The 19,035-nt window shown below is 71.4% G+C and carries 18 protein-coding genes; 5 read left to right on the top strand and 13 right to left on the bottom strand.

The features are described 5' to 3' along the window. Nucleotides 1–32: 32 nt before the first annotated feature. Nucleotides 33–1,235, top strand: coding sequence for an acetate kinase (locus tag OG982_RS21235; RefSeq protein WP_266784405.1), 1,203 nt, complete (start codon nucleotides 33–35; stop codon nucleotides 1,233–1,235). A 63-nt stretch (nucleotides 1,236–1,298) separates the two neighbouring features. Next, nucleotides 1,299–2,732: a pyruvate kinase gene (gene pyk / locus OG982_RS21230; protein ID WP_266784407.1), complete on the top strand. Its 1,434-nt coding sequence runs from the start codon at nucleotides 1,299–1,301 to the stop codon at nucleotides 2,730–2,732. Nucleotides 2,733–2,825: 93 nt separating this feature from the next. Here pyk and OG982_RS21225 read toward each other — a convergent pair whose 3' ends face one another. The 4 genes from OG982_RS21225 to OG982_RS21210 form a co-directional block, all read right to left on the bottom strand. Beyond that, nucleotides 2,826–4,166, bottom strand: coding sequence for a hypothetical protein (locus OG982_RS21225; protein WP_266949096.1), 1,341 nt, complete (start codon nucleotides 4,164–4,166; stop codon nucleotides 2,826–2,828). Then, nucleotides 4,156–4,755 (bottom strand): DUF6114 domain-containing protein, encoded by a 600-nt coding sequence (locus OG982_RS21220; RefSeq protein WP_266784411.1) that lies wholly within the window; start codon nucleotides 4,753–4,755, stop codon nucleotides 4,156–4,158. Before OG982_RS21220 ends, OG982_RS21225 begins: the two co-directional genes overlap by 11 nt. A 113-nt stretch (nucleotides 4,756–4,868) precedes the next feature. Continuing rightward, the gene (locus OG982_RS21215) at nucleotides 4,869–5,507 is read right to left on the bottom strand and encodes a DUF6230 family protein (RefSeq protein WP_266784413.1); all 639 of its coding nucleotides are present in this window, start codon (nucleotides 5,505–5,507) and stop codon (nucleotides 4,869–4,871) included. A 564-nt stretch (nucleotides 5,508–6,071) separates the two neighbouring features. Further along, nucleotides 6,072–7,070 carry a tetratricopeptide repeat protein gene (locus tag OG982_RS21210; protein WP_266784415.1) on the bottom strand — a complete coding sequence of 333 codons (999 nt, stop codon included), beginning with the start codon at nucleotides 7,068–7,070 and terminating at the stop codon, nucleotides 6,072–6,074. 282 nt (nucleotides 7,071–7,352) lie between these two features. Here OG982_RS21210 and OG982_RS21205 point away from each other — a divergent pair, with 282 nt between their 5' ends. Beyond that, nucleotides 7,353–7,991: a TetR/AcrR family transcriptional regulator gene (locus tag OG982_RS21205; RefSeq protein WP_266784417.1), complete on the top strand. Its 639-nt coding sequence runs from the start codon at nucleotides 7,353–7,355 to the stop codon at nucleotides 7,989–7,991. 105 nt (nucleotides 7,992–8,096) lie between these two features. On the opposite strand, the gene OG982_RS21200 is transcribed toward OG982_RS21205, so the two are convergent. The 6 genes from OG982_RS21200 to OG982_RS21175 all read right to left on the bottom strand — a co-directional run bounded on the left by OG982_RS21200 (nucleotide 8,097) and on the right by OG982_RS21175 (nucleotide 15,323). Beyond that, nucleotides 8,097–9,797 (bottom strand): methylmalonyl-CoA mutase, encoded by a 1,701-nt coding sequence (locus OG982_RS21200; RefSeq protein ID WP_266784419.1) that lies wholly within the window; start codon nucleotides 9,795–9,797, stop codon nucleotides 8,097–8,099. 138 nt (nucleotides 9,798–9,935) lie between these two features. Then, a complete protein-coding gene (locus OG982_RS21195) occupies nucleotides 9,936–11,432 on the bottom strand; it encodes a M23 family metallopeptidase (protein ID WP_266784421.1) in 1,497 nt (498 codons plus the stop codon). 35 nt (nucleotides 11,433–11,467) lie between these two features. Then, complete coding sequence (locus OG982_RS30995) at nucleotides 11,468–12,769, bottom strand: transglycosylase family protein (RefSeq protein ID WP_323139270.1); 1,302 nt, start codon at nucleotides 12,767–12,769, stop codon at nucleotides 11,468–11,470. Between the two features lie 317 nt (nucleotides 12,770–13,086). Continuing rightward, nucleotides 13,087–13,416 (bottom strand): DUF3817 domain-containing protein, encoded by a 330-nt coding sequence (locus OG982_RS21185; protein WP_266784423.1) that lies wholly within the window; start codon nucleotides 13,414–13,416, stop codon nucleotides 13,087–13,089. A 92-nt stretch (nucleotides 13,417–13,508) separates the two neighbouring features. After that, nucleotides 13,509–14,018, bottom strand: coding sequence for a MarR family winged helix-turn-helix transcriptional regulator (locus OG982_RS21180; RefSeq protein WP_266784425.1), 510 nt, complete (start codon nucleotides 14,016–14,018; stop codon nucleotides 13,509–13,511). Nucleotides 14,019–14,039: 21 nt separating this feature from the next. Next, nucleotides 14,040–15,323, bottom strand: coding sequence for an MFS transporter (locus OG982_RS21175; protein ID WP_266949094.1), 1,284 nt, complete (start codon nucleotides 15,321–15,323; stop codon nucleotides 14,040–14,042). Between the two features lie 93 nt (nucleotides 15,324–15,416). Between OG982_RS21175 and OG982_RS21170 the strand changes: the two genes are divergently transcribed. Continuing rightward, nucleotides 15,417–16,415, top strand: a complete 999-nt coding sequence (locus OG982_RS21170; RefSeq protein WP_266784429.1) for a DUF5937 family protein — start codon at nucleotides 15,417–15,419, stop codon at nucleotides 16,413–16,415. Nucleotides 16,416–16,439: 24 nt separating this feature from the next. Here OG982_RS21170 and OG982_RS21165 read toward each other — a convergent pair whose 3' ends face one another. Beyond that, complete coding sequence (locus OG982_RS21165; protein ID WP_266784431.1) at nucleotides 16,440–16,940, bottom strand: MarR family winged helix-turn-helix transcriptional regulator; 501 nt, start codon at nucleotides 16,938–16,940, stop codon at nucleotides 16,440–16,442. A gap of 145 nt (nucleotides 16,941–17,085) precedes the next feature. Between OG982_RS21165 and OG982_RS21160 the strand changes: the two genes are divergently transcribed. Further along, nucleotides 17,086–18,312, top strand: a complete 1,227-nt coding sequence (locus tag OG982_RS21160; RefSeq protein ID WP_266949092.1) for an MFS transporter — start codon at nucleotides 17,086–17,088, stop codon at nucleotides 18,310–18,312. 33 nt (nucleotides 18,313–18,345) lie between these two features. On the opposite strand, the gene OG982_RS21155 is transcribed toward OG982_RS21160, so the two are convergent. Together OG982_RS21155 and OG982_RS21150 are read right to left on the bottom strand one after the other, a co-directional pair. Then, the gene (locus OG982_RS21155) at nucleotides 18,346–18,642 is read right to left on the bottom strand and encodes an MTH1187 family thiamine-binding protein (RefSeq protein ID WP_266784435.1); all 297 of its coding nucleotides are present in this window, start codon (nucleotides 18,640–18,642) and stop codon (nucleotides 18,346–18,348) included. Next, entirely contained in the window at nucleotides 18,639–18,983 is a 345-nt protein-coding gene (locus tag OG982_RS21150) for a DUF3817 domain-containing protein (RefSeq protein ID WP_266784437.1), read from the bottom strand. The genes OG982_RS21155 and OG982_RS21150 overlap by 4 nt, the downstream gene beginning before the upstream one ends. Between the last annotated feature and the right edge of the window lie 52 nt (nucleotides 18,984–19,035).

Below are 19,035 nucleotides of genomic sequence, written 5' to 3'. Positions count from 1 at the left end.
GGCCACACCACACCGAGAAGGAAAGACCCACCGTGACCGCATCGCGCGTACTCGTCCTCAACTCCGGCTCCTCGTCGGTGAAGTACCAGCTGCTCGACATGGCGGACTCCTCCCGTCTCGCCGTCGGCCTGGTCGAGCGCATCGGGGAAGAGACCTCCCGCCTCGTGCACGAGACGCCGGGCGAGGGCGGCAGGCGCGAGCGGCTCGGCCCGATCGCCGACCACGAGGCCGCCCTGGGAGCCGTCGCGGCGGAGCTCGCCGCCGACGGGCTGGGCCTGGACTCCCCCGAACTGGCCGCGGTGGGGCACCGGGTGGTGCACGGCGGGACGCGGTTCACGCGGCCGACGGTCATCACCGACGAGGTGCTGGCGGAGATCCGGAGCCTGATCCCGCTGGCCCCGCTGCACAACCCGGCGAACGTGACCGGCATCGAGGTGGCCCGTACGCTGCGCGCCGACCTGCCGCAGGTGGCGGTCTTCGACACGGCCTTCCACTCGACGATGCCGGAGTACGTGGCGCGGTACGCGATCGACGCCGCGACGGCGGAGAAGTACGCCATCCGGCGGTACGGCTTCCACGGCACGTCCCACGCCTACGTCTCGCGGGCCACGGCCGAGCTGCTCGGACGGCCGGTGGCGGACGTGAACGTGATCGTGCTCCACCTGGGCAACGGCGCCTCGGCCTCGGCGGTGCGCGGCGGGGTCTGCGTGGAGACCTCGATGGGCCTGACCCCGCTGGAGGGGCTGGTCATGGGGACCCGGTCGGGCGACCTGGACCCGGCGGTCGTCTTCCACCTGGCGCGGGTGGGCGGCCTCTCAGTGGATGAGATCGATTCGCTCCTGAACAAGAAGAGCGGTCTGCTGGGCATGTGCGGCGACAACGACATGCGCGAGGTACTGCGGCGCGCGGGCGAGGGAGACGAGGCGGCGACCGTCGCCTTCGACGCGTACGTCCACCGCCTGAAGAAGTACATCGGCGCCTACACGGCGGTCCTGGGCCGGGTCGACGCGGTCGCGTTCACGGCCGGGGTCGGCGAGAACGCCCACCAGGTCCGGGCGGCCGCCGTGGCCGGGCTGGCCGGGCTGGGCCTGGAGCTGGATCCGGACGCGAACGCGGTGCGCTCGCCGCAGGCCCGGCTGATCTCCACGCCGGCGGCGCGGGTCGCGGTGGCCGTGGTGCCGACGGATGAGGAACTGGAGATCGCCACACAGGCCTACGCGCTGGTTACCGGGTAGTCACTTTGGACTTTCCACCAGACGGAATATTCCGCTACGAAACAAACCGATAGGATCCGCTCCATGCGCCGTTCCAAAATCGTCTGCACGCTGGGCCCCGCCGTCGACTCGTATGAGCAGCTGAAAGCGCTCATCGAGGCAGGCATGAACGTGGCCCGATTCAACTTCAGCCACGGATCCCAGGCAGAACACCAGGAGCGGTACGACCGCGTCCGGAAGGTCTCCGAGGACACCGGGCGCGCCGTCGGCGTCCTCGCCGACCTCCAGGGCCCGAAGATCCGTCTGGAGACCTTCGCCGAGGGTCCCGTCGAGCTGGTGCGCGGTGACGAGTTCACCATCACCACCGAGGACGTCCCGGGTGACAAGTCCATCTGCGGCACCACGTACAAGGGCCTGCCCGGCGATGTCGCCAAGGGTGACCAGATCCTGATCAACGACGGCAACGTCGAGCTCCGGGTGACCGGGGTCGAGGGCCCGCGGGTCAAGACCATCGTCATCGAGGGCGGTGTCATCTCGGACCACAAGGGCATCAACCTGCCGGGTGCCGCCGTGAACGTCCCCGCGCTGTCGGAGAAGGACGTCGACGACCTCCGCTTCGCCCTGCGGATGGGCTGCGACATGGTCGCCCTGTCCTTCGTCCGCGACGCCAACGACGTCAAGGACGTCCACAAGGTCATGGACGAGGAGGGCCGCCGGGTCCCCGTCATCGCCAAGGTGGAGAAGCCGCAGGCCGTCGAGAACATGGCGGCCGTCGTCGCCGCGTTCGACGCGGTCATGGTGGCCCGCGGCGACCTGGCCGTCGAGTACCCGCTCGAAAAGGTCCCGATGGTCCAGAAGCGGCTCATCGAGATGTGCCGCCGCAACGCCAAGCCGGTGATCGTCGCGACCCAGATGATGGAGTCGATGATCACCAACTCCCGCCCGACGCGCGCGGAGGCGTCCGACGTCGCCAACGCGATCCTGGACGGGGCCGACGCGGTCATGCTGTCGGCCGAGTCCTCGGTCGGCGCCTACCCGATCGAGACCGTCAAGACGATGTCGAAGATCGTCACGGCGGCCGAGGAGGAGCTCCTCTCCAAGGGCCTCCAGCCGCTGGTGCCGGGCAAGAAGCCGCGTACCCAGGGTGGCTCCGTCGCCCGTGCGGCGTGCGAGATCGCGGACTTCCTCGACGGCCAGGCGCTCATCGCGTTCACCCAGTCCGGTGACACGGCCCGCCGTCTGTCGCGCTACCGCGTGACCCAGCCGATCCTGGCCTTCACCACCGACGTCAACACCCGCAACCAGCTCACCCTGAGCTGGGGCGTCGATTCCTACATCGTCCCGCACGTGGACACCACCGACGCGATGGTCGACCTGGTGGACGGCGAGCTGCTCAAGCTGAACCGCTACAACCAGGGCGACACCATGGTCATCACCGCCGGCTCGCCCCCCGGCGTCCCGGGCACGACCAACATGGTCCGCGTCCACCACCTGGGCGGCGACACCCCCCAGGCCTGACCGACACTCTGCCGCACAGAGACCGAGGGCGGCACCGGGATCCCGGAAGGGATCCTCGGTGCCGCCCTCGGTGCGTGGCGCGCGCGTGAGCGGTTACTCCGGCGGGCCGATGTAGTTCTTGAGGCCCGGGACCGTGAGGGTGCCGCCGAACTGGCCGGCCTGGACGACCTTGACGTTCGTGAAGAAGGCGAACGGGACGTTCAGGGGCGGCGGGCTGTTCGGGGCGAACTCGATCGGGATCAGACCGAAGAGGTTGCCCTTGAGGCTCTCGGTGTACATCGTCACCTTGCCGCCGCGGATCTTGGACGTGGAGCCCGGGCGCGACTTCAGGTGGGCGACGTTCCCGCTCTTGCCGACCGTCTGGTACAGGTCCTTGATGTCCAGCGAGTCCGCGGTGAACTTGAGGACCTTCTTGACCTTGCCGCCCGCCGTCTTCACCTCGACGATGCCCTCGTAGTCGAGGCCGTAGAGGGTCAGCAGCGAGCTGTCGAGGTACCAGGGCTCGTCCGGGAGGAGCGGGATCCCCGCCTCCAGCTCGGCGTCGGCGAGCGCCTTGGCGTCGTAGGTCGGGCAGGGGAAGGGTTCCTTCCCGTCCGCGTCCTTCGTCGCCTCGGGCGTGGCCTTCGGGTCCTCGTCGCCGTCCTTGGCGTCCTTGTCCTTGTCGGACGTGGCGTCCTTGTCCGTCTTCGGCTTCGCCGCGTCCTTGCCCGTCTCGTCCTTCGGGGTCTTGGCGGTGTCCTTGACGTCCTTGGAAAGCTCCGAGACCGGGACGCCCGCCTTCTTCGCCGCCTCGCGGATCGCGTCCGCGGCCGGGTCCTTGACGGGGGCGGTGGTGGACGGCGTGGGCGTCGGGGTGGCCGTCGCCTTCGCGTCCGTCAGCGGCCGGCCGAGCTCGTCGACGAGGCCCTTGAGCTTGTCGCCGAGCCCCAGCGGGTCCAGCGGGTTCGCCTGCTTGGACGCGGACGCCGAGGCCGACGGGGTCGGGGTCGTCTGCTTCGCCGCCGGCGGCGGATCGGCCGGCTTGGCCGGCGGCTTCGACACCGACGTGCTCGCGGACGGCTTCGGCGCCGACGGGCTCACGCCCGGCTTCGGCTTCGACGCGGACGCGCTCGGCGAGGGGGTCGCGCTGGGCGACGTACTCGGCGAAGCCGACGTGGAGGGCGACGGGGACGCGGACTCCGCGGGTTCGTCGGACCGCGTCACGCACGGCCCGGGCGCGAAGGGGATCTCCTTGTCGTCGGCCACGGCCAGCTTGGGGGCCATGCCCATCCCGACGAAGACGGCGGTCGGCATGGCCGCCAGCGCCATCGTCTTGCCGACGGGTATCTGGATCTTGTTCAGCAGCGTCTTCCTGGGCGCCGCGTGGCGCGGGCCCTTTCTTTCACGGGACTCTGCGCCTGGGGCCACGCCCCGCTGCGTCTCGTCACCCCGCACTGTTCCTCCCGCCATCGGCGTGGGCAGTCGTCTCGCTCGCGTGTGCCGTCTCCGAGTCGCGGGGGGCCGGGACGCCCTGGATGCCGCCCGCCATCGCGTCGGCCTTGCTCATGTCGACCACCGGTTCCGGCGCCGGCGCGGGCGCCGTCGCCTCCGCCGTCGTCTGCGCCGCGTCGGCGGGCTTGCCCGGGACCCACGACAGCGCCAGGGCGCCGCCGACCATGGCGAACAGGAAGCCCACGAAGAAGCCGCCGAGGTTCGACACCGGCAGCGACACCAGCGCGAGCAGGATCGAGGCGACTCCGGCGAAGACGCGGATGCTCGCCTGGAACCAGAGCGCCAGCCCCAGCACGGCCAGCAGGACACCGATGATCAGCGAACCTGAGCCGGCCGTCGTGGCCATGGCAAGGGTGATGTTGCCCAACCGGACGTCCGCGTACGGGTAGTACGCGATCGGGAAACCACCGAAGATCATGAACAGGCCTGCCCAGAAGGGACGGCGGCCGCGCCAGGCGTAGAAGTGGTAATACGCCACGGTGAGCAGAGCATCATCAGAGCGGCGAACGTAGACCGGGGCCTGGTGGTTCATGGACTACAGCTCCCTGGAAACGGTGGTACGGAGAACTATTCGGAGCCCGGACGGGCGGGAGGAGACGGCCGCTGCCGCCGCCGACCGCCCGTCCGGTCACACTCCGGGACGGATTACTTCTCGTCCTGGTAGCACGGCTGGTCGCCGCCGAGCAGGCGCAGCTTGAGGTCGGGCAGCTTGAACGTGCCCGCCGTCGTCGCCCACGCCTTCTGGCGCACGTTCGTCAGAATCGCCTTGTCGGCGCGCTGGGAGAACGCGTACGGGCTCGCGACCGTACCGGCCTGCGGCTTGGTCTTGTGGCTCGCGTCGCCCACGGCGACACCGATGTCCAGGTTCTTGAACTCGGCGTCGGTGTCGAGCTCGGCAACATCCAGGTAGATGTTGTCGGCGACGGCCGGCTTGCCCTTGTGGCCCGTCCGCAGCTGCAGCGTGATGTTGCCCAGCGGAGTCGGGGTCACCAGCGACTGGCACATGTTGGTGATCTCGGCGTGGCTGAACCCGGAGATGGTCACCGGGTGGTGCGCCGCGTTGCCCTTGAGGTCGTGACCCTCGGCAATGCCGCCGTACTGGATGAGGTTGTCACCGTCGAGCTTGTCGGCCGAGACCTTGAAGTCCTGGCCGGAGACGCTGAAGGACGCCGCGAGGGCACCCTGCGCCAGACCCACACCGACCGCGGCGGTCGCCGCGATGCTCGGCACCATGACGAGCGCGAAGCGCTTCCATCTGGTCCCGCCACGAACCTGAGAACTCATTTTCGTTCCTCCTTCTCGGACGTACATCTCCGGTCCGGGCCGTACCCGTCCTGGGATGGGAGAAGTGCTACGTCCTCGGGAAGGAGCGCAGGCGGCCGAGCCGCGGCGCCGAGCCGCGTCCGATACACCGGCGTTCACCCCCGAGCGACAACCACTGGGCCACGCGTTCGCGCAACCTGGAGGACAGGCCCTGCCGGTGTGGCAGAGACCCCCCTGTCCCACGGCCGGTGGCACTGCCACTGGCCGGCTCGGTGGGGACCCTCCACCGCGGCTCCGGATGAGCGGCTCTGCGGGAAGGACCGAGCGTCGCCGATCGTGGTCCATTCCAGGCCGGGGCACAAGGGGGTTCGTTACTGGCGGGTAACGGGTGGATAACCACAGTGCGACCCCCCGCCGTCGAGGGGCCACGCAGGGTGTCACCCAAGGCCACGACAGAACGGGGGAAGAGTGAACCAACCGGACAGTTCACGGGGTTCGTCTTACTCGCAGTAACAGCGGCCGCATTTACCAAGTTTTGGCAAAACGCGGCCGCTGTTTACCTACGTGTCAATAAATCGGCGGGTCCTAGAACAGCACGCGGGCGAGCGCCGTGCGCGCCTTCGCCACCCGCGGGTCGTCGGCCCCGATGACCTCGAACAGTTCCAGCAGGCGGACCCGTACGGCGTCGCGGTCGTCGCCCGCCGTCACCCGTACCGTGTCGACGAGGCGCCCGAAGGCGTCCTCCACGTGCCCGCCGACCAGATCCAGGTCGGCCGCGGCGATCTGCGCCTGCGGATCGCGCGGATTGGCGGCGGCCGCCTCGCGCACCGCCTGCGGGTTCATGTGCTGCACCCGGGCGAGCAGCTCGGCCTGGGCCAGCCCCAGCTTCGCCTCGGTGTTCGCCGGGTCGTCGGCGAGTACGTTCTTGTACGCCTGCACCGCGCCGGCGAGGTCACCGGCGTCCAGCGCCACGACGGCCGCCTCCAGCAGCGCGTCGTACGGACCGGCCTGGGGCGCGGCCGGGGTCGCGGCGGCGGGGGCTCCCTCGGCGCCGGGGTCGACCTGGAGGCCGACGAGGCCGAAGCGCTCCTCGGCGACCTGGACCAGCTGGGCGAGCGTCTCGCGGATCTGCTGCTCGGGCACCACGCCCTGGAACAGCGGCAGCACCTGGCCCGCGACCACGGCGAAGACGGCCGGGATGCCCTGGATGCCGAACTGCTGCATCAGCATCTGGTTGGCGTCGACGTCGATCTTCGCGAGGACGACACGGCCGGCCGCCTCGAAGGTCAGGCGCTCCAGCAGCGGGCTGAGCTGCTTGCAGGGCTCGCACCACTCGGCCCAGAAGTCGAGGACGACCGGGACCTCGTTGGAGAGCTGGAGTACGTCGCGTTCGAAGCCGGCCTCGTCTACGTCGATGACGAGCGCGGACGGCGGCACGGCGCCGGCGGCCGCGGAACCCGCGCCGCCCCCGCCCTGCCGGGCCGACTCGGCCCGCGCCTGCTCGGCCTTCGCCTTGGCCTCGCCGGCCGCTTTCACCGCGGCGAGGTCGACGACGCCGCTCATGGACATGTTTCTGGGCTGCATGCGTACATCCTCCCCCGAGTGCGCGCGCCGACGAAAAGGATCGCGCGAATTGCCGCCCCGATCCGGCCCCACCTCTTGTCGTGCAGGTTGTGCTGGTCCTACGGTCCTGCCAGTGCTGCCTTGCGGCGCCGGGTCCCCACCTGGCGCCAGTAGCCTTCGCGTGGTTGTCGCTCTTACGCTACGAGCCGTAGCGTAACTCCCCGCGGGCCGCCGCGCCCCGTGATCTGAACCACACCGTCAAGGCCCGGGCCGGTTCCCCTACCGGCGGGTATGGTCACCGCCATGCGCAACCCCAGCCCCGGCATCAGCTCCCCACCCGGCCGCACCGGACGCCCCCGCAGCGCCGCTGCGGACGCGGCGATCCTCGCCGCCACCAGGGACGCACTGGTCGAGCTGGGCTGGTCGAAGCTGACGATGGGCGACGTGTCGGCCCGCGCGGGCGTCGCGAAGACGACCCTGTACCGGCGCTGGGCGGGCAAGAACGAACTGGTCGTGGACGCCGTCGCCGAGCTCTTCGACTCCCTCGAACTGCCCGACCGGGGCTCCCTCGAAGCCGACATCGAGTACGTGGTGCTCCAGTTCGCGGAGCTGCTGCGCCGCCCGGAGGCCCGTACGGCCCTGATGGCGGTGGTCGCGGAGTCCACCCGGGACGAGGCGCTGCGCGACCGGATCCGGTCGGCGATCGTGGACCGGCAGAAACGTCTCGTCGTACTGGGTCGCGAACGGGCGCAGGCCCGCGGCGAACTCCCTTACGAGGAGGACGACTCCGTCGCGGGCCACACCACGGACCTGATCTTCGATGTGATCGCCGGCACGGTGGTGCACCGCGCGCTGGTCAGCTCCGAGCCGGTGGACGAGTTCTGGGTCGCCACCTTCACGGCACTCCTGATGCACGGCCTCCAGGGCACCCCGCCGGCCTGACCGCGCCTGGCCGGCCTGACCGCGCCCCGCGCACGGCAACGGGGCGGGGCGCCCGCGCGGTCCTCCCGCGCGGACGCCCCGCCCCGTTGCCGGTTCCGCCGGGCTCTAGAAGCCGGGCGGCTCCGTGTACGTGCCCCACTCGTCGCGCAGCACGTTGCAGATCTCGCCGAGGGTCGCCTCGGCCCGGACCGCGTCCAGCATGGCCGGGATCATGTTCGACCCGTCCCGCGCGGCCTCCAGCATGGTCTTGAGCGACGCCGTGACCTTCGCGTCGTCGCGCCGGGACTTGCGGGCGGCGAGTTCGCGTACCTGTACGGTCTCCACCTCGTGGCTGACCCGGAGGATCTCCAGGTCGCCGGTGACCGAGCCGTGGTGGACGTTGACGCCGACGACCCGCTTGTCGCCCTTCTCCAGCGAACGCTGGTACTGGAAGGCCGACTCGGCGATCTCGCCGGTGAACCAGCCGTCCTCGATGCCGCGCAGGATGCCCGAGGTGATCGGCCCGATCGGGTGCTGCCCGTCCGGGTGGGCGCGCAGGCCGCGCTCCTTGATCTGGTCGAAGATCTTCTCGGCGTCGGCCTCGATGCGGTCGGTGAGCTGCTCGACGTACCAGGCGCCGCCCAGCGGGTCGGCGACGTTGGCGACGCCGGTCTCCTCCATCAGCACCTGCTGGGTGCGCAGGGCGATCTCGGCCGCCTGCTCGCTCGGCAGCGCGAGGGTCTCGTCGAGGGCGTTGGTGTGCAGCGAGTTCGTGCCTCCGAGGACGGCCGCCAGCGCCTCGACGGCGGTGCGCACGACGTTGTTGTAGGGCTGCTGCGCGGTCAGCGAGACGCCGGCGGTCTGGGTGTGGAAGCGCAGCCACATCGACTTGTCGCTCTTGGCCCCGTAGACCTCCTTCATCCAGCGCGCCCAGATCCGGCGGGCGGCGCGGAACTTGGCGATCTCCTCGAAGAAGTCGAGGTGCGCGTCGAAGAAGAAGGACAGGCCGGGCGCGAAGACGTCCACGTCCATGCCGCGCGAGAGGCCGAGCTCGACGTACCCGAAGCCGTCGGCGAGGGTGTACGCGAGCTCCTGCGCGGCCGTGGCCCCGGCCTCGCGGATGTGGTAGCCGGAGACGGACAGCGGCTTGTACGCCGGGATGCCCTTGGCGCAGTACTCCATGAGGTCGCCGATGAGGCGAAGGTGCGGCTCGGGCTCGAAGAGCCACTCCTTCTGGGCGATGTACTCCTTGAAGATGTCGGTCTGGAGCGTGCCGTTCAGCACGGCCGGGTCCACGCCCTGCCGCTCGGCGGCGACCAGGTACATGCAGAAGGCGGGCACGGCGGGCCCGGAGATCGTCATCGAGGTGGTCACGTCACCGAGCGGGATGTCCTTGAACAGGACCTCCATGTCGGCGGCGGAGTCGATGGCGACCCCGCAGTGGCCGACCTCGCCGAGCGAGCGGGGGTCGTCGGAGTCGCGCCCCATGAGGGTCGGCATGTCGAAGGCGACGGAGAGCCCGCCACCGCCGGCGGCCAGGATCATCTTGTAGCGCTCGTTGGTCTGCTCGGCGTTCCCGAACCCGGCGAACTGCCGGATGGTCCAGGTCCGCCCCCGGTAGCCGGTGGCGTGCAGCCCTCGGGTGTACGGGTACTCACCCGGCCACCCGATGCGCTCGAAGCCCTCGTACGCGTCGCCGGGCCGGGGCCCGTAGACCGGATCGACGGCATCGCCGGAGAGAGTGGTGAAGTCGGCCTCACGCTTGCGGGCCTTGTCGTAACGGGCCTGCCAGCGGCGGCGGCCCTCCTCGATGGCGTCAGCATCCATGCTTCGAATTTACTAGGACGTCCTAGTAAATGTCGATGGCAAACCTCCGGCAGTCCGCCGCCGGCCCGTGCGCACCGCCCTGACCAGCACAAAGGGCCCGGGACGGATTTTCGTCCCGGGCCCTCATCGGCTGATCGGTCAGTTGTAGGTGCCGGTGATCGCGATGCCGGTGTGGTCGCCGCTGACGCCGGTCAGGTCCACGGAGCCCGCGGCCGACCAGGTGCCGTCGGTGTGGCGGATCGTGTGCAGGATCCGGCCGTCGGTGGCGACGAACGCGGCCTGCATCTCGCCGTCCACCTGCGCCGCGGCGACGTCGGTCACGGTCACGCCGGAGACCACGGAGCCCAGGTCGTTGAAGCCGGTCCAGGTGCCGTTTCCGTAGCGGGCGCCGTGGAACTGCTTGGTGCCGCCGTTCGCGGCCACCACCAGCTGGAGGTCACCGGCACCGGTCGAGGCGAGGGCGACGTCGTCGATGGAGGTGATCCCGGCCGCCGCGGCGCCCGTCTCGACGGAGACGTTGCCCCACGCCGTCCAGCTGCCGTCCGCCTTGCGGACGGTGTGCTGGAGCACCCCGCCGGTCAGCGCGGCCATCTGGAGGTTCGAGCCCGAACCGGCGATCGCCACCTTCGTGACCGCACCCCCGGCCGGCTGGTCGACCTTCCCGAACAGCGCCCACGTACCGTTCGCGTACCGGATGGTGTGGTAGACCGAGCCGTCCGCCACCACCGCGACGTGCAGATCACCGCCGATCGACGCCGACGTCACCTGCGTGACGTTCGTCAACGGCCCCGCGACGGCGTGTACATCGCGGAAGCCGCCCCACGACTGATCGGCGAACCGGATGGTGTGGTAGAGCTTGCCCTCGTTGCTGACCGCCAGGACGTGGGTGTCCCCGTCGATGCCCGACTCGGAGATCGACCGCACCCCGGTGGGGACTTCCCCGCCCTGCGATTCCACGTCGCCGAACGCGGTCCACGTACGGTCGGCATTGCGGACGCCGTGGTAGATCCCGCCGCCGGACTCCACCGCGACCTGGGCCCGCCACTGCTTCGGCGCGGCCGGCGGCTGCTCCGGCGCGGTGTCGCAGTTCTTGCTGGTCAGGTTCCCCGTGTTGAAGGGGCTGCCGTTGAAGGTGGCCTGCTTGACCTGCCCGTCGTACTTCTGCTCGTAGTGCAGGTGCGCTCCGCTGGAGTTGCCGGTGTTGCCGACGTGGCCGATCTGCTGGCCGCGGGAGATCCGCGCGCCCTCCGTGACGTTGTAGTCGTCGAGGTGGGCGTACAGGGTCTTCCAGCCGCCGCCGTGGTCGATCACGACGTACTTGCCGTAACTGCGGTACGAACCGTCGGAGTTGGTCAGCGTGTCCGCGATGCTGATGGTGCCGTCGGCGCTGGCGAGCACCGGCTGGCCGTGGGTGCTCCCGCCGTGCGTCCAGTCGATCGCCAGCGTGGAGGGGCTGTGCCCGGCGCGGGTGCTGCCGAGCCACGACTGGCCGCAGCCGAAGGGCATTTGGTACGTGGGCCCCGCGGCGTAGGAAGGGGACGCCGCGAAGGCGACGAGGCCGGTGGCCGCGAGTACCAGACCGGTCGCGGACGACACGGCTCGACGGCTGACGGTGGTGAGGGTGGTGACGGACATGGGATTCCCCCCGAAGCGTGTGGTGTGCGAGCCGGTCAGTTGTAGGTGGCGGTGATGGCGATGCCGGTGTGGTCGCCGCTGACACCGGCCAGGTCCACGGAGCCCGCGGCCGTCCAGGTGGCGTCGGTGTGGCGGATCGTGTGCAGGACCCGGCCGTCGGTCGTCACGAACGCCGCCTGCATCTCGTTGTTGACCGCCGCTGCCGCGACGTCGGTGACGGTGACGCCCGGGAACACGGAACCCAGGTCGTTGAAGCCGGTCCAGGTGCCGTTGCCGTAGCGGGCGCCGTGGAACTGCTTCGTGCCGCCGTTCGCGGTCACCACCAGCTGGAGGTCACCGGCACCGGTGCCGGCCACCGCGACGTCGTCGATCGACGTGATCCCGGCCGCCGCCGCGCCCGACTCGGCCGAGGCGTTGCCCCACGCCGTCCAGTTCCCGTCCGAGGTGCGGACGGTGTGCTGGAGCACCCCGCCTCTCAGGGCCACGACCTGGAGGTCGTTGCCGGTACGGGCGATCGCCACCTTGGTGACCGCGCCGCCGCCGGGCTGGTCGACCTTGCCGAACGGCGCCCACGTACCGTTCGCGTACCGGACCGTGTGGTAGACCGAGCCGTCCGCCACCACGGCCACGTGCAGGTCGCCGCCGATCGACGCCGACGTCACCTGGGTGACGTTCGTCAGGGCGCCCGCCGCCGTGTGGACGTTGCCGAAAGCGGTCCAGGTCCGGTCGGCGGACCTGACGCTGTGGAAGAGCTTCCCGTCGTTGCCGACCGCCAGGACGTGGGTGTCCCCGTCGATGCCCGCCTCGGAGATCGACCGCACCCCGCCCGGTACGGTCGTCTCGCCGAGGACGTTGCCGAACCGCGTCCACGTCCCGTTGTCGAACCGCGTCGCGTGGAACAGCCCGCCACCGGATTCGACCAGCACCTGCGACTTCCAGGACGCGGCCGGCGTCTGCGGCTTCGGCGCCTCGGGGTAGGGGTTGGCGTGGTCACTGCCGAGCCCGGCCGAGCGCCCGCAGCTGGGCCAGGCCCCGGGGCCCTGACCGGCCAGCACCTTCTCCGCGGTGAGGATCTGCTCCTTCTTCGTGGCCTGGTGCGGGTAGGAGGCGTACGTCGAGCCGCCGTACGCCCGCCAGGTGGAGAGGGAGAACTGCAGACCGCCGTAGTAGCCGTTGCCCGTGTTGATCGCCCAGTTCCCCGAGCTCTCGCACTGGGCGACCTTGTCCCAGGTGGCGACACTGGCCGCGGTGGCGGACGTGGAGCCGGCGAAGACGATGACGGAAGAACTGACCGCCGCGGCGGCCGTCAGTGCGGCCAGGCGCCCGAAAGCAGGCATGAGGAACCCCCGAAGGTTGAGCACGAGTGGTGGGAAGGCGGAGCGGTGGGCTCTACGGAGCCCCGAGCGGCCCGGTCACACGTGCCCCGGACCACGGATCCAGGGGCGCCCCGCGGTGGCGCCGGTCCCGGTTCCCTCGGCCGCTCCTCGCTGCCGATGTGAAGATCTTCGCCGTCGATCGGGGGCGGATCCAGGCCTTCCCACTGGCCGAATCCGGTCCTGGCCCAAGCCGTCCAGCCCTGCTGAGCTCGAACACGACGAAGCCCGCCGCTGCTGCGACGGGCTTCGGGTGGGAGTGCCCGGGGAGGGCTGAGGGGTCAGGCCTTGGCGGTGGCCAGGCCGCCCTCGACGAGCGGCTCGACCTCGGCGCGGATCGTGCGCTCGACGAAGAAGGCGGCCAGCGGGATCGTGCCCGACAGGAGGACCCACAGGAGCTTGCCGAACGGCCACTTCGCCTTGGAGCCCAGGTCGAAGGCGAACACCAGGTAGATCATGAACAGCACACCGTGGGCCTGCGAGACCGCGAAGGTCAGGTCGGCGCCGGTGTCGAAGCCGTACTTCGCCACCATGCAGGCACAGAGGATCAGGAGCATGACCGCCGTCACGTAGGCCATGACGCGGTAGCGGGTCAGCACGCTTCGTTTCATGCGAACGAGCCTAGCCGTCCGTTTTGCGCGATCTTGACGTGGGGCCGGGTGACTTCGGCTGCTCGGCCGCTCCCCCACCTCTCCCGCTCCCGCTACTTCTCCTCGAAGTCGGCGGCGGCCACCCGCAGGGGGCGCAGGAGCGCGAAGATCTCCGCGCACTCCTCCTCGTCGTACGCACCGAGCCCGAAGTCGATCTCCATCAGGTCCTTGGTGGCCGCCTCGACCACCTCGCGGCCCTTGTCCGTGATGGAGGCCAGGGTGCCGCGCCCGTCGTTCGGGTTGGGGCGCTTGTCGACGAGGCCGGAGCGGACCAGCCGGTCCACCGTGTTCGTCACCGAGGTCGGGTGCACCATCAGGCGCTCGCCGATCTTCGACATCGGCAGCTCACCGGCCTTGGAGAAGGTGAGCAGCACCAGCGCCTCGTACCGCGCGAAGGTCAGTCCGTACGGTTTGACGACCGCGTCGACCTCGGCGAGCAGGATCTGGTGCGCGCGCATGATCGAGGTGATGGCGGCCATCGAGGGCACCGGCCCCCAGCGCTGCTGCCAGAGCTCGTCGGCGCGGGCGATGGGGTCGAAGGGGAGACTGAGCGGCTTGGGCACGCATCAGACCCTACCGGGCGGTCATTTGGCGGGGAGCCCCGTCTCATCCCTCGAATCGGGCGACCGCCGGGCCGCGATCCGCAGTTCGGTGAACAGCAGCGCGACGACCGCCGTGCCGAGGAGCGCGGCCGCCGTGACGACCACGTGGACGGGGACGAACTCGGCGGCGAGGCCCGCCAGCGCCATGCCGACGCCCTGGAAGGTCATCAGGCCGGTGCTGAGCAGGGTCATCGCCCGGCCGCGCAGTTCCTCGGGGACGGCGTCCACGTACATCTGGTCGAGCCCGAGGGTGTACGCGTGGGCGAGCCCCGTGACCAGCAGCGTGCCGAGCAGGACCGGCACCCCCGGCCGGACCGCGTAGACGAGCAGCGGCAGCAGTCCGGCGGTGGCGAGCGGGATCACGATCCGTGTACGCGTTCGGGCGGTGAGCGCGGATCCCGCCCAGAGTTCACCCGCGATGGCGCCGACGGGCTGCGCGCACATCAGCAGCCCGAGCGCGACGGTGCCGGCGCCGATGCCGTCGGCGTACGGGGCGAGCAGCGCCTCCGGGACGACGACGAAGAGGGGCGGCAGCCAGAACAGCAGGGTGAGCGCCCGCATCCGGCGGTCCCCGAGCACGGCCCGCAAGCCCGTCCGTACGGACATCCGGGCGGCGGCCGCCACCACCCGGGCGGGCCGGGCCCGGGTGCCGAGCCTCAGCAGCAGCGCGGAGCCGAGGAATCCGGCGGCGGTGAGGGCGATCGCTCCGCGCGGTGCGAGGACGGTGAGCAGCAGTCCGCCGAGCCCGAAGCCGATGAGCTGGGCGCTCTGGGCCACCATGCGCAGCAGCGAGCGGCCGAGGACGAAGGGGTCGCCGGAGCCGAGGATGTCGGCGAGGGAGGCGGCGCGGGTGCCCTGGAACAGCGGGGCGACGAAGGCCATGGCGCACCGCAGGACGAGGATCCCCGCGACCGGGGTGCCCGGCAGGACCATCGCGGCGGCGCAGGCGGCGCAGACGAGGTCGCAGGTGACGAGCACGCGGCGGGCGGGGTACCGGTCGGCGATCCCTGCGAGCAGGGTGCCGCCGAGGGCGTAGGGGAGGAAGCCGAGGGCGAAGGTGAGCGCGCTCATCAGGGGTGAGCCGGTGAGGCGGTAGACGAGGACGGTGAGGGAGATCTCGGCGATGACGACGCCGAGTACGGACAGCAGGTGCGCGGCGAAGACGGCCCGGAACTCCCGGATCCGGAACACCGTGCGGTAGCCGGCGGCGCCGGGGGCTTGGGTCTGCGCCTGCACCTGGTCCTGCGCCTGGTTGACGGTTGACATGCCGCACAGCCTGGGCGGGCTACGGTGGCGGGCGACAGAGATTCGGCCAGGTCCGAATCATCCGGACGGCGGGAGAGCGGGGAGCGCGCGCCGATGGGGTTCCACTTCCGGTTCGGGCCGGGTGACCTGCTGCGCTGCCGGTTCGCCATCTCCCCGCGCTGGGAGACCCAGGAGGCGGTGCGGACCCTCCAGCGCCCGCACCGGCAGGCGTACCACCTGCCCTGGCTGCGGCAGATCCGGGCGGCCGCCGACGGGCTGGACCTGCGACCGCTGTGGCTGCTGATGCCGCGCAGCGGGCACAACCCGGACTTCCTGAGCCCGCCGCCGCTGGGGCCCTCGGTCACGCTGGAGGAGGAGCTGACCCGGGTACGGGGCGCCTGCGCCGCCGATCCGGAGGCCGTGCGCGAGGACCTGCGGCGCGCGCTCGTGTGCACCCCGGGCGCCCTGGAGAGCGACATCGGGCAGCGGATGCTCGCGGATCCGGCCCGTGCGGTACGGGAGTTGGCCGACCTGTACGAGCAGGCGTGGGCCGCCCTGATCGCCCCGCACTGGCCGCGGCTGCGCGGGCTGCTGGAGGCGGACGTCCTGTTCCACTCGCGCCGGCTGGCGGCGGGCGGCCTGGAGGCGCTGTTCGACGGCCTCCACCCGGACCTCGGCTGGTGCGACGGCACGCTGACCATCCGGCGCCCGACCCACCACGACCGCTCCCTGGACGGGCAGGGGTTGCTGCTGATGCCGAGCGCGTTCGTCTGGCCGGAGGTGGTCGGCGGCTACGACCCGCCCTGGCAGCCGACGCTCGTCTACCCGGCCCGGGGCATCGGCGCGCTGTGGACGGCCTCGGCCGGCCCGACCCCGCAGGCGCTGGCCCGGCTGCTGGGGCGGGCCCGCGCCGACGTGCTGTGCGCCCTGACGGAGCCGGCCTCGACGACGGCCCTCGCGCACCGGCTGGGGCTGGCCCCGTCCACGGTGTCGGCACACCTGAAGGCCCTGCACGGGGCGGGCCTGCTCATCTCGGCCCGGCACGGGCACCAGATCCACTACGAGCGCACTCCGCTGGCGATCGCACTGACGACGGGGACCTTCGAGCCGTAGCCCCGCGCGGCAGAGCCCCCGGGGCTACGGCTTGTCGCCGTGCGCCTCCAGCAGGGTGCGCAGGGCGGTGGCGACGGTGGCGCAGGTCTCGCGGTCGAGCGGGGCGAGGAGTTCGGCGTAGTGGCGCAGGTGCGCGTCCATCAGCTCCTCCATGACCTCGCGGCCGCGATCCGTCAGCCGGATCAGCACCGAGCGCCGGTCGCCCTCGTCGCGGACCCGCTCGACCAGGCCCTTGGCCTCCATGCGGTCGATGCGATGGGTGATCGCGCCGGAGGTGACCATGGCGGCGCCGATGAGGGCGCCCGCGGTGAGGGCGTACGGGGGACCCGACCGGCGCAGGGTGGCCAGTACGTCGAACTCCCCGACCTCCAGGCCGCGTTCGGCGGCGAAGGCCTTGAGCCCCTTCTCGATGATCCGGTTCATCCGCTGCACGCGGGCCAGCGTCTCGATGGGCCACAGGTCCTCGGTCAGATCGGGACGCTCGGCCGTCCACTGGCCGAGGATCGCCTCCACCATGTCGCTCATCCGGCTCACCACTCCCGTTCCGTACGCGTGCCCGCCGACCTCACGAAGATTACCTCAACGTTAAGACACTTGACGTTGAGGTAATGGCGTTGTTTTATCTCAACGTTGAGATTCTGAGTTCTGAGATGAATCGGAGCGACGCCGCATGCCCCTGCCCACGATCAGTGCCGTCCGCGCGAGCACCCGGCCCGTCGCCGCGCGGCCGGGCCCCGTCCCCGTCCACTGGCTGGCCCTGCTCGCCACCCCGCTCGCCGCCGGGGCCAACGCGCCGGTGCTGATCCTCCCGGACATGGCCCGCTCGTTCGGGGCGGGCGCCGCCGCGGCGGGCTGGCTGGTCACCGCCTTCGGCTGGGCCGTCGCCGTCAGCACCCCGCTGCTCGCCGGGCTGCTGAGGCGGCGCGGCCTGCGGACCACGCTGCGGCTGTGCACCGCGTTGGTCCTGGCGGGCACGGCGCTGGTCGCCGTCTCCCCGTGGCTGCCGCTCACCCTCGCCGGCCGGGCCGGGCAGGCCGCGGGTGGCGCCGGGCTGGCCGCCTGCGCGATGAGCCTCGCCGGCACCGCCCGCCGGATGGGCGTCATCACCGCCGGGTTCGGCATGGTCGGCGCGGTCGGCCCGCTGCTCGGGGCGCGGCTGTCACAGGCCGCCTCCTGGCGGCTCGCGCTCGCGGTGTCGGTGCTCGCGCTGCTCGCGGTCCCGGCGGTGAGCCGGTACGCGAAGGCGCCGCTGCCCGCCGAGGGCCGGTTCGACGTACGGGGCGCCGGGTTGCTGACCGCGCTGGCCACGGCCCTGGTCCTGCTGCCGGCGGCGCCGCTGCCCGCGCTCGGCGGGGCCGCCGTCACCGCGACGGCGCTCGCGCTGCACGTACGCAGGAGGCCCGAGGGGTTCGTCCCCGCCGGGCTGCTCCGTACGCCGCTGTTCGTCGGCTCCGCGCTGCTGGCCCTGACCCTGTCGACGTCCTACTTCACCGTGCTGTTCTCCGTGTCACGGCTGCTCGCCGACCGCGCGGGCTGGGAGCGCGGCGCGGCCGGGGCGGGCCAACTGCTGGCGCTGCTCGCCGGGTCCGCGCTGTCCTGGCTGCTGGCCGCGGCCTCGGCGCGGATCGGTCGGGTGGCCGTACGGACGGTCCTGGTCGGCGCGGGCACGCTGGCCGCGCTGCTCGCGGCGTTCGTCTCGTCGGGCCCGCTGCTGCTCGCCGCCCTCGCCACGGGGGTCTTCACCGCGGCCGCGGCGAACGCCGTCCTCTCGACGCACGCCGCGTCGACCGCGCCCGAGGGCGGGCGCCCCACCGCGATCGGCCTCTTCACGCTCTGCTACCAACTGGGCGGCGCCTTCGGGCCGGCCCTCGCGGCGGCGTGGGTGTTGCCGGCGTGAGGGACGGCGCCCGGCCGGCGTGCCGTGACTGCGTCAGCCTCCGGCCAGGTGGCGTTCGACCGTCTCGATCTTGGACGTCATGCCGTCGGAGACGCCCGGGCGGATGTCCGCCTTCAGGATGAAGGAGACCCGCGGCGCGCGCTCCTCCACCGCGGCGACGGCACGCTTGACCACGTCCATCACCTCGTCCCACTCGCCCTCGATCGTGGTGAACATGGCGTCGGTGCGGTTCGGGAGACCCGACTCGCGCACGACGCGGACCGCGGCGGCCACGTACTCGCCGACCTCTTCACCGACCCCCAGCGGGGTCACCGAGAACGCGACGATCACGCTTCGGCCGCCTCGCGCGCGCGGGCCGCGATGACGCTGTCCGCCTCTTCGCGCTTGAGCAGCTTGTCGCCGTAGAGGCCGCCGAACGGCACCAGCGCCAGGACGAAGAACAGGGCCGCCTTCTTCAGCGGCCACTTGGCCCGGTTCCAGACATCCAGCAGGAAGACCACGTAGATGACGAACAGGACCCCGTGCAGGGCCCCCAGCGGCATCATCAGGTAGTCGACGTCCGAGATCCGGCTCAGCAGCGAACCGAAGATCAGCAGGGCCGGGAAGGAGAGCGCCTCCGGAACGGAGATGAGGCGCAGCCGGTGCAGGGCGGAGGCGGTCTTGATGTCCACGTGGAACCTTCGGGACGGGGCTGGAGGTCCGTTCCAGTGTCTCAGCCGCTTT

This window comes from Streptomyces sp. NBC_01551 (assembly GCF_026339935.1).
In the GTDB taxonomy this organism is placed as follows: Bacteria; Actinomycetota; Actinomycetes; order Streptomycetales; family Streptomycetaceae; genus Streptomyces.
This window is presented reverse-complemented; position numbering and strand designations above follow the sequence as displayed.